The organism is Niveispirillum cyanobacteriorum, assembly GCF_002868735.1.
Lineage (GTDB): Bacteria > Pseudomonadota > Alphaproteobacteria > Azospirillales > Azospirillaceae > Niveispirillum > Niveispirillum cyanobacteriorum.
Window position 1 is genome coordinate 54009 of record NZ_CP025611.1, and the last position, 13507, is coordinate 67515.

The 13507-nt window shown below is 63.9% G+C and carries 12 protein-coding genes; 3 read left to right on the forward strand and 9 right to left on the reverse strand.

Translation table 11 applies throughout. From position 1 onward, the window contains the following. The first annotated feature begins 101 nt into the window (after window positions 1-101). Window positions 102-1913, forward strand: a complete 1812-nt coding sequence (sppA, locus tag C0V82_RS00230; protein WP_102110617.1) for a signal peptide peptidase SppA — start codon at window positions 102-104, stop codon at window positions 1911-1913. 64 nt (window positions 1914-1977) lie between these two features. On the opposite strand, the gene C0V82_RS00235 is transcribed toward sppA, so the two are convergent. The 4 genes from C0V82_RS00235 to C0V82_RS00250 all read right to left on the reverse strand — a co-directional run bounded on the left by C0V82_RS00235 (window position 1978) and on the right by C0V82_RS00250 (window position 6467). Next, a complete protein-coding gene (locus C0V82_RS00235) occupies window positions 1978-2574 on the reverse strand; it encodes a LysE family translocator (RefSeq protein WP_102110618.1) in 597 nt (198 codons plus the stop codon). Window positions 2575-2717: 143 nt separating this feature from the next. Next, a complete protein-coding gene (locus tag C0V82_RS00240; RefSeq protein WP_199772439.1) occupies window positions 2718-5033 on the reverse strand; it encodes a TonB-dependent receptor in 2316 nt (771 codons plus the stop codon). A gap of 287 nt (window positions 5034-5320) precedes the next feature. Beyond that, complete coding sequence (locus C0V82_RS00245; protein WP_188595106.1) at window positions 5321-5695, reverse strand: HNH endonuclease signature motif containing protein; 375 nt, start codon at window positions 5693-5695, stop codon at window positions 5321-5323. 16 nt (window positions 5696-5711) lie between these two features. Further along, window positions 5712-6467, reverse strand: coding sequence for a superoxide dismutase (locus tag C0V82_RS00250; protein WP_102110619.1), 756 nt, complete (start codon window positions 6465-6467; stop codon window positions 5712-5714). Window positions 6468-6570: 103 nt separating this feature from the next. Between C0V82_RS00250 and C0V82_RS00255 the strand changes: the two genes are divergently transcribed. Beyond that, the gene (locus C0V82_RS00255; protein WP_102110620.1) at window positions 6571-7185 is read left to right on the forward strand and encodes a pseudouridine synthase; all 615 of its coding nucleotides are present in this window, start codon (window positions 6571-6573) and stop codon (window positions 7183-7185) included. On the opposite strand, the gene C0V82_RS00260 is transcribed toward C0V82_RS00255, so the two are convergent. The 4 genes from C0V82_RS00260 to C0V82_RS00275 form a co-directional block, all read right to left on the reverse strand. Further along, window positions 7106-8404, reverse strand: coding sequence for a cation:proton antiporter (locus tag C0V82_RS00260; RefSeq protein ID WP_102110621.1), 1299 nt, complete (start codon window positions 8402-8404; stop codon window positions 7106-7108). The genes C0V82_RS00255 and C0V82_RS00260 overlap by 80 nt on opposite strands. Before the next feature lie 195 nt (window positions 8405-8599). Then, window positions 8600-9064 (reverse strand): VOC family protein, encoded by a 465-nt coding sequence (locus tag C0V82_RS00265; RefSeq protein WP_245924110.1) that lies wholly within the window; start codon window positions 9062-9064, stop codon window positions 8600-8602. An 82-nt stretch (window positions 9065-9146) separates the two neighbouring features. Then, complete coding sequence (locus tag C0V82_RS00270; protein WP_102110623.1) at window positions 9147-10394, reverse strand: RNA polymerase sigma factor; 1248 nt, start codon at window positions 10392-10394, stop codon at window positions 9147-9149. After that, the gene (locus C0V82_RS00275) at window positions 10391-10768 is read right to left on the reverse strand and encodes a YciI family protein (protein ID WP_102113133.1); all 378 of its coding nucleotides are present in this window, start codon (window positions 10766-10768) and stop codon (window positions 10391-10393) included. The genes C0V82_RS00270 and C0V82_RS00275 overlap by 4 nt, the downstream gene beginning before the upstream one ends. Window positions 10769-10969: 201 nt before the next feature. Between C0V82_RS00275 and C0V82_RS00280 the strand changes: the two genes are divergently transcribed. Further along, window positions 10970-12019, forward strand: a complete 1050-nt coding sequence (locus C0V82_RS00280) for a DUF1838 family protein (protein ID WP_102110624.1) — start codon at window positions 10970-10972, stop codon at window positions 12017-12019. Between the two features lie 45 nt (window positions 12020-12064). On the opposite strand, the gene C0V82_RS00285 is transcribed toward C0V82_RS00280, so the two are convergent. Beyond that, window positions 12065-13333, reverse strand: coding sequence for a mechanosensitive ion channel family protein (locus C0V82_RS00285; RefSeq protein WP_102110625.1), 1269 nt, complete (start codon window positions 13331-13333; stop codon window positions 12065-12067). Between the last annotated feature and the right edge of the window lie 174 nt (window positions 13334-13507).

Genomic DNA, 13507 nt, shown 5'->3' on the forward strand with positions numbered 1-13507 from the left:
GCGGGATGGGGAACTTCATCGTAACGGGGTTGTTTCACCTCTGGTCGTGCGGCTGCCTTCGCGGTTAGTGTGGGCGGGTTCGGTATCAATCGGAACGGGTCATGCGGATCATCCTGCGCGTTTTCGCCATCATTGGCTTTCTGTCTGTGCTTCTCGTCGCCGGTGCCATCGGCCTTGGTGTGCATCTGGCCAACCGGCAGCCCAAGCTGCCCGACAGCATCGTTCTTGAACTGGACCTGGAGAAGCCGTTGGCCGAGGCGCCGGCGAACAGCCCGGTCGCAGGCCTGCTGGGTGACCATCGCACCACGGTGGAACAGGTGGTCCGCACCCTGAACCGGGCGTCCAAGGACCCGCGCGTCAAGGGCATCATCGCCCGCACCGGCAATGGCGTGCATTCCTTTGCAGTGACGCAGGAACTGCGCGACAGCATCGCCAAGCTGCGCAAGGAAGGCCGCTTTGCCATCGTCCATGCCGAAAGCTTCGGGGAGATGGGCAATGGCATGCAGCCCTACTACCTTGCCACGGCGTTTGAGCAGGTGTGGATGCAGCCGATGGGCGACATGGCCATCACGGGCATGCAGGCGGAACTGACCTTCCTGCGCGGCACGCTGGACAAGCTGAAGGTGGAGCCGCAGTTCCGCAAGCGCGAGGAATACAAGTCCTTCGCCGAGCAATATACCGAAACCGGCCCGACCCCGGCCAACCGCGAGGCCATCGACAGCCTGATCGGTGATCTGTTCAATCAGTGGGTGAGCGATGTGGCGCTGGCCCGTGGCATCAATGATGCCGCCGTCCGCGCCGCCGTCGACAAGGCCCCGCTGATGGACAAGGAGGCCCTGGACGCCAAGCTGGTCGACAAGCTTGCCTATTGGGACGAGGCGGTTGACTGGGCCATCGAGAAGGCCAAGGGCGCCGATGGCGCAGGGGCCAAGCCGGAACTGGTCAGCCTGCAGGATTATAACCGCGCCCCGCCGGAAGGGATCGACATGTCGATCACCGATGCGCCGCTGGTCGCGATGATCGTCGGTGACGGCGCCATCATGCGCGGGGACAGCCAGGCCGACCCCCTGTCGGGTGACGAAAGCTTTGGTGCGGCCACCATCGCCGCCGCCTTTGACCAGGCCATCGATGATGACAATGTGAAGGCCATCCTGTTCCGCGTGAACAGCCCCGGTGGCAGCGCCGTCGCGTCGGAGGTGGTACGCCGCAAGGTGCTGAAGGCAAAGGCCAAGGGCAAGCCGGTCATCGTCTCCATGGGCGCCGTGGCGGCATCAGGCGGTTACTGGGTTTCCATGGGGGCCGACCGCATCGTGGCTGAACCGGGCACCATCACCGGTTCCATCGGCGTCATCGCCGGCAAGATGGTTCTGCGCGGCCTGACCGATTGGGCCGGCGTGAATATCGAACCGATCAGCCGTGGCGCCAATGCCGGCATGTGGTCCTCCAACACGCCGTTCAGCGACACCCAGGAAGCCCGCCTCAATGCCTTCCTGGACAGCACCTATGCCGCCTTTACACAGGGCGTGGCGGAAGGGCGCAACCTGCCGCTGGACAAGGTGAAGGAGATTGCCAAGGGCCGTGTCTATACGGGCCGTCAGGCCAAGGAACTGGGCCTTGTGGATGCGCTGGGCGGTTATGCCACCGCCATGGGCGAGGTGCGCAAGGCCCTGAAGCTGGCCGAGGATGCGCCCGTGCGCGCAATCACCCTGCCGCATAAGCGCTCGCAGTTCGACTTCCTGATGGACCTGCTGTCGGGTGATGCGCGCGCGACCGTGAGCAATGCCGTGACGGCCGAAGTGGCCGACCGGACGCTTGCCCCGTTCCGCCCCGCCCTGTCCACCCTGGCCCCCTACCTGAAGGCGGACCAGGACATGGTGGTGCTGATGCCGGCCATGGTGCGGCACGGGTTCTGATCAAGGTACCTGCTTGGTGAGGCAAGGCCCGCCATGGTGCGAACCATGGCGGGCCTTGTCATTTTCAGTGGCCGGCCAGCATGGCGACAGCGCCGATTGCCAACAGAACCGCCATGGTGCGGTTGAAAAGGCGCATCCGGTCCGCCGTGCCGATGACACGCGACGCCCAGGTGCCGGCATAGGCCCAGAGCGCGATGGACGCGTAGCAGATGATGAAATAGAGGCCGGCGAAGATCAGAACGCTGACCATACCGTCCTGCAATCCATAGGCGCCCATGCCAGCCACCGCCGCGATCCAGGCCTTGGGGTTCAGCCATTGCAGGCTGGCTCCGGCCCAGAGCGATGGCGCCACCGGCACCTCACCCGCCGCCATGCCGCCGGCGGCCCGCCAGAGGCGTAAGGCCAGATAGAACAGGAACCCGGTTCCCGCCACCCGCATGGCCATGTCCAGCATGGGCAGCCGCGCCACCGTCTCCGCCATGCCAAGACCGGCCAGCAGCAGCAGGGCCGTGAAGCCGACCGTGGCACCGGTGACGAAGGCCAGGCTACGCCGGAACCCGTGCTGCACGCCGCTGGCCAGCGCCATGCTGTTGACGGGGCCGGGCGTGATGGAGGCGACAAGCGCGAAGCTGGCCATGGCCAGCAGCAGGGTGCCGTTCATGCCCGTCCCCGTTTGTCGATGATGGCGGGCCGGCATTGTCTATTGTCAAAGGATCGGGTCACGGGTGGCGTCTCCGGGGCTGTTTGCCCGTTTATCGCCACCCGGCCCGATCCGGTATTGAAGGAAATTGACCTGATGAAGGCTTAGAACTTCGCCCCCAATGTCACGCCCCATTCACGCGGGCGTCCATAGGAGGCCTCAGCCAGACCGAAGGCGGCACTGGCATTGCCCGACACGAAATAACGCCGGTCGGTCAGGTTGGTGGCGAACAGGGCCAGGGTCCAGCTGTCGTCCGGCGACGTATAGGTCAGGCGGCTGTTGACGATGCCATAGCCGGACTGCGCCACCAGTTCGGTATTGGCCACGTCATTGTAGAACTTGGAATAGGCCGACAGATCGCCACGCAGGCTGAGCGTGCTGCCGTCACCCATGGCGTAGGTATATTGCAGGCCCGTGCTGACCGTCCATTTCGGGGTCTTCACGAACTTTGCTGCCTTGGTGATGGGCAGGACCTGCGTGGGACCCAGGCCCGTCCCGACTTCGTCATACTGGGCGTCGGTGTAGCCGACGGCCAAATCGAAATCGAGGCCCTTGGCCGGCTTGGCCCGCACCTCCAGTTCCGCCCCCTTGATGGTGCCCTTCGCGGCGTTGGCCACGAAGTTGCGGGGCGTCTGGTTCACGGTCAGCTGAATATTGTCATATTTGCTGAGATATCCCGCGACATTGACGATCAGGCGGTTGTCCAGCCAGCCGGTCTTGGCCCCGACCTCATAGGTCCAGATGGTTTCCGGTTCATACTGCGTCACTTCCGAGGCATCGGCCAGCGGACGGGCATTGTAGCCGCCACTCTTGAAGCCCTTGCCGGCGGAAGCGTAAAGCATCGCATCGCTGGTGGCCTTGTATTCCAGGCCAAGCTTGGGTGTGAAGGCGTTCCAGTCGCCCGACCGCTGCACGTCGGTGAACACCACCTGATCGCGCTGACGGCGGTTGAAGACGGAAATCCACTTCTTGTCGCGGTTCCAGCGCGCACCCGCCGTGACCGACAGATCGTCCGTCAGCTTGAAATTGCCCTGGCCGAACACCGCGTAGGAGGTGTTGTCGATACGGTTCAGGATCAATGTGGCAGGCGACAATGCCGGCCCCAACGGCGGCCACAGGCCCATGGCCAGATCGGCGCGGGCATTGTCGGTGCCTTCCTCGGTGAAGTAATAGACACCCCCCACCCAGGTGAAGCGCCCATCCATGCCATCGCCGCTCAACTGGAATTCCTGGCTGAACTGCCACTGGTCGTCGTCGTTGAACGTCTCGCGATAGGTGAAAGGCGTGTTGTCGCCGTCGCGGGCAAAGGTTGCCTGCAGCTCACGATAGGCCGTGATGCTCTTGGCTTCCACAGTGCCCAGGTTCCAGGTCAGGGTGCCGGCCAGGCCCCAGAGGTCCAGATCATTGACATTGGGGCCGGTGGCCCAGGTGGTGAAGGGGCTGTCGGTGAGGAAAGAGCTGTTCAGCGTCTTCTGACCATTGGGCGCGGTGACGCCGCGTGTTGGAGCCACAAGGTTGTTGTAGTTCACCAGGAAGGGCACGCCGGTCAGACCCGGCGCTGGCGCGATGGCCAGCAACTTGTTCGGGGCGGAATGTTCGCGGGCCCGCGTAACATCGCCAACCAGATGAAAATCGATATCTTCCGTAACATTCGTCGTGATCTGCAACCGCGCGCTGTCGGCATTGCGGTCGCCCATGTCCTGGCCGTCGGACAGGCGCTTGGCATAGCCATCGCGGTTCAGTGAGGAAACCGACAGGCGGGTCAGCACCTTGCCATCGGCCAGGGGCACATTCACCACGCCCTTCACATCCAGCCGGTCGAAGCGACCCGTGGTCAGTTCTACCCGGCCCGACAGATCATCCGTGGGACGCTGCGTACTGATCAGGACGGCACCGCCGATTGTGTTCTTGCCAAACAGAGTGCCCTGCGGCCCGCGCAACACTTCAACGCTGGCCAGATCCACCGCATCCATGATGCCGCCGATGGAGCGTGCATAATAGACGCCATCGACATAAAAGCCGACGCCAGGATCGCTAAAGATCGCGAAGTCGTTCTGGCCGATGCCGCGAATGAAGACGGTGGCGTTGTAATTGCCCCCCGACAGGGCGGCGGCACCATCAAAGCGAATGTTCGGCGTGAAGCGGGCGATATTGTCCAGCGTTTCCACGCTGCGCGCTTCCAGCGCTTCCGCCGTGAAGGCCGTGACGGCCACGGGCGTGTCCTGCAACGCCTCCGACCGGCGCCGCGCCGTCACCACGATCTCTTCCAGCGTCGCGCCGTCATTCTGGGCCGGGGCCGTCTGGGCGGCGACCGGGGCCGCCATGGCCAGCATCAGGCCCGTTGACAGCAGCAGACGATGGATGGAGCGGGCGCGCAGGTCCCCCTTCGCCGGGCACGCCCGGCGTTCCGCGATAGACATGAAGTTCCTCCCTTGGAAGCTTTTATGTTTGCTTGGGCGTGGCTGTTGGCACGTTTTCAGCCATCGTATATTTGCATAATGATTATGCGATATTACATTTCACCGCGCAAGAGATAATGTTGGTCCGATATAGTCCAGCGGGTGTGCTGGTTTTGGGGATGTTCAACTAATTTAAAATATAAACCGTTGTATTTATCTACTAAATGCCGGGTTCTGAACTAGGGCCGGGGATATCACCGCAGGTCAGGTCGAGCTGCAGGAGAGCCCTGACCGATATGGACTGGTTGTCAGTCCCGATATTTCCGCCCGGCCTTTGCATGGTCCTTGGCGCGGAAGGTCACGGCGGTGAATTCCGGGGGTTTGCGGGCCACCCATTGGATGAAGGCGGCGATGTCGGGATGGGCACGCAGGGCGTCCAGCGTGGTGTAACCGCGCGCCAGTTCCTTTTCCGACAGTTCGGCATGGATTTTCCGGTGGCAGACGCGGTGCAGTGGCACCTTTTCCTTGCCACCCTGGCTGCGGGGCAGCAGGTGGTGTTCCTCCACACTGGGCCCCGCGATCAGGGGCCGGCCGCACAGGCCGCAATCGCCCAGGACCTTGCCCGCCGGTGCGGTACGCACGGGCGGGGCCAGATCCGGGGGCAATGGCTTCAGGCGTGTCACGGCCAGCCTCGCATGGTCAGATCACTTCCCCCTTGGTGATGCGGGCCAGCCGGTCATTGACCGCCTGCCAGTTCACCAGATTCCACCAGGCCGCCAGGTAGTCGGCCCGGCGGTTCTGATATTTAAGATAATAGGCATGTTCCCAGACGTCATTGCCCATCAGGACGGGCTTGCCCTCCATCAGGGGCGTATCCTGGTTGGGCTTCGCCTGGATCAGCAATTTGCCGTCGGGTGCAAGCGTCACGAACACCCAGCCGGACCCGAACTGCTTGGCACCGGCCTCATTGAAGGCCTTCTTGAAGGCGTCGAACCCGCCGAAGCTGCCATCGATGGCCTTGGCGACAGCGCCGGTGGGGGCGCCGCCGGCGCCCGGTCCCATGATCGACCAGAACATGGAATGGTTGGCATGGCCGCCGCCATTGTTACGCACCGCAGTGCGCACGGATTCCGGCAGTTCCGACAGCTTGGTCAGCAGTTCGGCCAGGGACAGTTTCTGCAGCTGACCATGATCGGCCAGAGCATTGTTCAGGTTGGTGACATAGGCCTGGTGATGCTTGCCATGGTGGATTTCCATGGTCTGAGCATCGATATGCGGCTCCAGCGCGGTCGGGGCATAAGACAGGGCCGGCAAAGTGTAGGGGGAGGGAGCCTGTGCCATTGCAGGGACGGCGCCCGCCATGCCCGCCACGCCGGCGGCAAGGCCGGTGACCAGGAGCTGCCGGCGGTCCAGGGTGATACCCTGTCCCTGCGGGGCTTTCACAAAACGCGTCATGGTCTGATCCTTCCATTCGTGGTTTGGTGATGCGCCGGGCGACCGCCCTCGCCTATACAGCGGGGGGCGACCCTGGACCCTCCTTCCACGCAATGCAATTCAGATGACCCGCATCATCCTGTTGAATAAGCCATTCGACCTATTGTGCCAGTTCACCGACGAAGGCACAGGTGCGCGCACCTTGGCCGAATGCGTGGACGTGCCCGGCGTCTATCCGGCGGGCCGGCTGGACCGCGACAGCGAGGGGCTGGTGGTGCTGACCGATGATGGCGGCCTGATCGCCCGCATCAGCCAGCCGCGCCATAAATGGCCCAAGACCTATTGCGTGCAGGTGGAAGGTGTGCCCACTGACGAGGCGCTGGCGGCCTTGCGCCAAGGGGTTACACTGAAGGATGGCCCGACCCTGCCGGCAGAGGTGCGGCGGATCGAGGAACCGTCCTGGCTGTGGCCCCGAAATCCGCCGGTGCGGTTCCGGCAATCGATCCCCACCAGCTGGATCGAGATCGTGCTGCGCGAGGGCAAGAACCGGCAGGTGCGGCGTATGACGGCTTCGGTGGGTTTCCCGACCCTGCGCCTTATCCGCCGCGCCGTCGGTGCCTGGACCTTAGACGGAATGGAGCCGGGCCAGTGGCGGGACGTTAGCGTCGGGTCCATAGCTGCCGCACCGCGTCCACCAGCGCCGCGGCCCCCTGCAGGAAAGCCACGGCGGCCCGGTTGATCATCGCGATCTCCCCCCGGTAAATCTGCTTCAGGGCGCCGCGCATGCTGCCGATGCCGCCCTCGGCCAGGACATGGAAGCGCCGGGCGCTGACAAGCCAGATGGGGCTGAACAGCCAGGACAGCGCGATCACCGTCACCGCCATCTGCTGTGCGTCGCGGTCGATAGCGCCGATGGACAGGCCGGCGGCGGCCAGCACGAAGCTGAATTCGCCCAGACTTCCCATAATGACGCCGGCGGGAAATGCCCGCTCCCACGGCTCGCCCAGCAGGTGCAGGGTGCCGACATTGATGGCCGATTTCACCGCCGTCACTGCGAACAGCAGCAACAGCACCTCGCCCAGATGCGACCAGACGAAGGACAGGTCGATCATCAGGCCGATGGACAGGAAGAACACCACGATCAGCACCGACTGGATCGGGTGGGTGGCGCGCAGGGCCTGGGCCCGTCCATCGGAATTGCCCAGCATGAAGCCCGCGACAAAGGCGCCAAACGCCGCTGACAAGCCCATGACGCCCGTCGCCGCCGCCATGGTGAAGCAGAATGCCATGGCGGCCAGCGGAATGACCTCATGGTTGCGCTTGAACCATTCGCCATAGGGAACGGCCAGCCGTTCGCGGCGCGACAGGAACCAGACCAGCCCGCCCAGGGCCGCCATGGCGGCCCCCAGCTTGAAGAACACCGCCGCCGACAGGCCGGCCCCGCTGCCCATGCCATTGGTGATCAGCAGCAGCGGCACGAAGGCCAGATCCTGGGCGATCAGTACACCGACGGTGACGCGGCCCGTCTCCGTCTTCAGCTCCCCCACATCCTCCAGCATCTTGATGGCGACCGCCGTGCCCGACAGTGCCATCACGAAGCCCATGACGATGGCGCGCGGCCAGGGCCAGCCCAGCAGCAGGCCGGCCAGCCCGGTGACCAGCAGCGACAGGCCGATCTGACAGGCGACTGCCGCCAGCGCCACCTTCCACACCGCCTGGAACGCCTTTACTGACAGTTCCATGCCGACCAGGAACAGCAGCATCAGCACGCCCAGCTCCGCCAGTGCGCTGATGCTTTCCGACGGGGAGACAAGACCGAAGCCGCCCGGCCCCAGCACGATGCCCGCCACGATATAGCCGACGATGGCCGGCTGTTTCAGCCGCGAAAGGGCCAGCCCGCACAGCAGCGCGACGGACATAACGATGGCGATGCCGGTCAGATCAAAATGATGCTGCAAGGGTTTTTCCTGGTCTCCGGTTGGTCAGGGCACCGGCACAGTTTCCCAACCATGGCGCTGCATCGCAACCACCAATCACCGCAGACAGGTCCAATCGTCACAGGTCGCAGAGGGGCGCCCCGCAGGGCCGGGGGATGGGTTCCCGGTCACCTGCGGGGCGGCTCGTCACCCGTGCCTCCACAGGTGACGGTCGGATCAGCAGCCGTTGGTGACAACCGCACCGGGCTTGCTGGGTGTGGAGAAGGCCCAGAGATGGCCGTAAGGGTCACGGACCTGACCGTAACGGTCGCCCCAGAACATGTCGGCGGGCTTCATCGCCTCCGTGGCGCCGGCGGCCACCGCCTGGGCGAAAGCCGCGTCGATATCGGGCACCGCCATGTGCAGCGTTACGGGCGGACGCTTTGGATATTCGGTGGGCTGACCGCCGCAATATTCAGGGAAATCGTCACACATCATGATGGTGCCGCCATTCATGATGGTGCCGCCATTGATGATCAACTGGGCATGCAGCAGCCGCTTGCCATCCTCCGCCGGCATTTCCATGACCTTCGTGGCGCCGAAGGCCTTGATATAGAACTCAATGGCTTCACGCGCGCCATTGACCACCAGATGCGGGATTACGCCGGGGATGTTGTGCGCGTATTCGGGCTTGTCGGTCACGGTTTCCTCCATGGGTTGGGAAGGGGTGATAGCCCAAGGACGAAACACCCGTGCCCGTCCCGACAAGACATCTCAAAAAAATTCACGGACCCTGCAAACCGTCCAGAATCTGGCGGATATGGGCGGCTTCCGCCGGGCTGTGGGCCAGCGCGATGGCACGGCCAAAGGCATCGCGCGCCTCCGCCATACGGCCCAGTTGCTTCAGCAATCCCCCGCGCAGCCCATGGAAATGGAAATAGCCGGACAGACGGTCGCCCAGCGGCTCCACCATGGCCAGGGCGGCCTCCGGCCCCCGCGCCTTTGATACCGCGACGGCGCGGTTCAGGGTGATGACGGGGGAGGGGGATAGGTTTTCCAACCCGCCATAGAGCAGGTCGATCTGCGCCCAGTCGGTTTCGGCAGCGGTGGCGGCGCGGGCATGCAAGGCCGCGATGGCCGCCTGTATCTGATAGGGGCCGGACCGGCGGTGGCGCACGGCCTTGTCCAGCAAGGCCAGTCCCTCATTGATGGCGGCGCGGTGCCACAGGGTGCGGTCCTGATCCTCCAGCAGGATCACCGACCCGTCGGGGGCAAAGCGGGCGGGGCGGCGGGCATGCTGCAACAGCATCAGGGCCAGCAGCCCCATCACTTCCGGTTCCGCCGGGAACAGGCGCAGCAGCAGGCGGCCCAGGCGGATCGCCTCCTCGCACAGGGGCGCGCGGGCCGGCTGTTCGTCGGCACTGGCGGAATAGCCTTCGTTGAAGACCAGATAGACCATGGCGGCCACAGGCCCCAGCCGTTCTGGCCGGTCGGCCGCACCCGGCGCCTCAAACGCCACCGGGTTGGTGGCAATGCGGGCCTTGGCGCGGGTGATACGCTGTTCCATGGCGCTGTCGCCGACCAGGAAGGCGCGGGCAATCTGCTTCACCGACAGGCCCGACACGATCCGCAGGGCCAGTGCGATCTGCTGTGTCGCTGGCAGGTCGGGATGGCAGCAGATGAACAGCAGGCGCAGGACATCGTCGCGGTAATCCGCCTCGTCCAGCCGCCCCACCATCTCCGCCTCCCGGTCCGACAGATCGGACAAAGGCGCGTCATCGTCGGGCAGAGCGACATGGCGGGAGCGCACGCGGGTCTGGTCGATGCCGGCATTGCGGCCCACCATGATCAGCCAGGCGGCACTGTCGCGCGGCGGCCCGTTCTTTGGCCAGGAGGACAGGGCGCGCAAGGCGGCCTCCTGAAACGCCTCCTCCGCCAGATCGAGATCGCGGAAATAGCGCAGCAGTGCCCCCACCGCCTGGGGCCTGGCTGCCGCCAGGGCGGCGTTGATCCAGCCTATGTCCGTGCTCATGGTGACAACGGCCCCCCCGGCATGAACAGGGCCACGGGCCGGATCTCATAACAGCCCTTGCCCGGATTGGCGGCGGCCAGCTCCCGCGCCTTGTCCAGCGCCTCCTCCAGCCCCTCGCAATCGACAATGTAGAAGCCCAGAAGCTGTTCCTTGGTTTCCGCAAACGGGCCGTCCAGGATCAGTGGCTCCTCCTTGCCCTTGCGCAGGGTGGCCGCGGCGGTCGTCGGCATCAGCCGGGCGACGGGACCCAGCTTGCCCTTCTCCGCCCAGCCCTGCTGCACCTTGCCCAGCCGGTCCATGACAATGGCATCTTCTTCCGGCGTCCAGGCGCCGACATAGTCTTCCTCATTATAGCACAGAATGGCGTACAGCATGATCGGGCCTCCCTTCATCTTCATAGGACGGGCGAGTATGCCGCGTGCCGACAGGCGTGTTCAGAAAAATTCATCACCGGCACTGTCCCCGATGGGCGGATAGGCCCGATATCACCGCTTCACCCGCCGAACCATCGGGCTTGATGGTTTTGGCCGGACCGGCACGACGGGTTCCGGCGACAATCACGAACGGGTAAGGCCATGATCCAGGAAGCGATGTTCAAGTCCCTCAGCCGGCGGTCGATCTTTTCCGGCATGGCCGGGATGGGCGCCATGGCCGCGTCGGTCCCCGCCTTCGGCGCGCCCCCGCTGACCAAGGGCAATCTTCGCCCCCTGGATGTGATGGACCCGAAAGAGAACCTGTACGGGTTCGGCAAGATGTGGGGCACGCTGGGGTCGAAGGCGGTGCTGTCGGGCTATCAGGGCGTGCAGTACGCCATTGTCGGCGACAAGCGGGCGGTGCCGCTATTCGGCTATTGCGGGTTCGGCAATAACCGCAACATTGTGCAGCCGGACGGGTCGCTGAAGGTGCTGGGCAAGGAATGCGGGTACTTCACCGATCTGGCGACGGGCGAGATCATTGATCATTGGGACAATCCCTGGACCGGAGAGCGGGTGGAAGTCTTCCCGTTCCTGAACGACCGCTGGCGCGGCACCCTGACCCTGGAACAGAAGGTTTTCCGGGTGGGCGATAGCGAGACGGTCAATAACGACAATGGTACCAAGGGCCAGAAGGGCAAACCCTTCCTGCTGCCCTGGCAGCGCATCGGCGACCAGTATCTGCTGAGCTGGGATTACGCCCATGAATACACCAACCCGGTGACGCCCGAAGGCTGGCCCAAGGCGTCCACAGGCAAGCGCGTCAACCCGTCCGAACATTTCACCATCTTCACGCCGGCGGCAGAGATTGACGATCGGTCCCTGCCGTCGGCCCGCTTCACCGCCGGCTTCATGCGACAGGCCCCCTGGTGGCCCTGGATGCGCATGGGGCAGAGCGGGGTGCATGGCGTGCTGATGGGCCGCATGCACAGTTACAAGATCACCGGCACGGTGGAGGATATCCCCAAGGCGGTTTTGAAGCGGGTGGAGCGCGAGCGGCCTGACCTTCTGGAAGAGCCGACCGACGGCCCGGATGAGGGCGTGCGCGGCACCCTGGAAGCCTATGCCGAGGATGTGCCGCCGGAGGTGCCGGGTTATGTCTCGCCGATGGCTGAAAAGCGCAAGCAGATGCTGAAGGAACAGGGCAAGTAGAGGGGTGGGGGGGGGGAGGCGAACCCTCCCCCGATTGCCTGGCTCTCACGCCCTTTCGTTGGCAGCACGTAGGGGTGGGGGCAGGGCGAAGCTGGCGCTGACCTGCTGCAGGTCCGCCCCGCTGGGGCTCTGGAATACACGCAGTCCGAATTCTGGCAGGATGGCCAGCAGATGGTCGAAGATATCGGCCTGGATCGCCTCGTAATCGGCCCAGGCGACGGTGTTGGTGAAGCAATAGATCTCCATCGGCAGGCCTTCCGATGCCGGGGCCATTTGGCGGACCAGCAGGGTCATGTTCTGGTGGATGCCGGGATGGTGCCGCAGATAATTTTGAAGATAGGCGCGGAAGGTGCCCAGGTTGGTCAGGCGGCGGGCATTGTACTGATCGCCCTCATCCAGTCGGCCATTCCACTGCGCCAGTTCCTTCTCCTTGTCGCCCAGATAGTCTGCCAGCACCCGGAACCGGCGCAGCTTCACCGCCTCCTGGGCAGTCAGGAACCGCACGCTGGTCTGGTCCAGGAACAGAGAGCGCTTGATACGGCGCCCACCGGATTCCTGCATGCCGCGCCAGTTCTTGAACGGTTCGGAAATCAGCTTGCGGGTGGGCAGGGTGGTGATGGTCTTGTCCCAGTTCTGGACCTTCACCGTATGCAGCGCGATGTCGATGACGTCGCCATCGGCATTCATCTGCGGCATCTCGATCCAGTCACCCACGCGCAGCATGTCACCCGATGAGATTTGCACGCTGGCCACCAGCGACAGCAGCGTATCCTGAAACACCAGCATCAGGACGGCGGCCAGCGCGCCGACGCCCGACAGCAGGATCAGCGGCGACCGGTCCATAAGGGCGGCAATGGCCAACACGGCGGCAATGGCGAACACCACCAGCTTCACCAACTGCACATAGCCCTTGATGGGTTTGCGATGTGCGTCCGGCCGGCGGCCATAAACGACGATGACAATGTTGAGCAGGGCGCTGACCGCCATGGCGAGCGTCAGGATGACGAAGGCTGCACAGACATTGCGCACGACCAGGACCAGGGCGTCGGGCAAACCGGGGATCAGGTTGATCCCCGCCATGATCACCAGGGCCGGCATAACATTGGCCAGACGCGGGATCAGCCGCTGCTGCGCCAGCACCTCATCATTTCCATAGCGCGTCATCGACAGGCCGCGCCGGATCAGACCGAGTACCAGTTTCTTCACAACAGAATTGGTGATCCAAGCGGATAATACCAGAACGATCAGGCCACCACCCATACGTAGTGATTCGTCGTTCTGGGCTAAAAAATTATGAATATAATCCGGCAGCATGGATATTCCTTTCCAATTTTAATTGTCGATGATGTCCGTTATCGTGCGGATCAGTCAACGCCTGGAGGGAAGTCTATGGGGATATAGGAAGAAATCCTGTAGAATTAACCCCTTTTGTTCAATTTGGTGTCATGCATCGTTTCTGTGTAGGGGCATGTTGTGGAGGGGAGGGGG

Excerpts from the sequence above, each read along its gene's own strand:
- sppA (WP_102110617.1), top strand. The coding sequence starts at position 102 with ATGCGGATCATCCTGCGCGTTTTCGCCATCATTGGCTTTCTGTCTGTG.
- C0V82_RS00235 (WP_102110618.1), bottom strand. The coding sequence starts at position 2,574 with ATGAACGGCACCCTGCTGCTGGCCATGGCCAGCTTCGCGCTTGTCGCC.
- C0V82_RS00240 (WP_199772439.1), bottom strand. The coding sequence starts at position 5,033 with ATGTCTATCGCGGAACGCCGGGCGTGCCCGGCGAAGGGGGACCTGCGC.
- C0V82_RS00250 (WP_102110619.1), bottom strand. The coding sequence starts at position 6,467 with ATGACGCGTTTTGTGAAAGCCCCGCAGGGACAGGGTATCACCCTGGAC.
- C0V82_RS00255 (WP_102110620.1), top strand. The coding sequence starts at position 6,571 with ATGACCCGCATCATCCTGTTGAATAAGCCATTCGACCTATTGTGCCAG.
- C0V82_RS00270 (WP_102110623.1), bottom strand. The coding sequence starts at position 10,394 with ATGAGCACGGACATAGGCTGGATCAACGCCGCCCTGGCGGCAGCCAGG.
- C0V82_RS00275 (WP_102113133.1), bottom strand. The coding sequence starts at position 10,768 with ATGCTGTACGCCATTCTGTGCTATAATGAGGAAGACTATGTCGGCGCC.
- C0V82_RS00280 (WP_102110624.1), top strand. The coding sequence starts at position 10,970 with ATGATCCAGGAAGCGATGTTCAAGTCCCTCAGCCGGCGGTCGATCTTT.
- C0V82_RS00285 (WP_102110625.1), bottom strand. The coding sequence starts at position 13,333 with ATGCTGCCGGATTATATTCATAATTTTTTAGCCCAGAACGACGAATCA.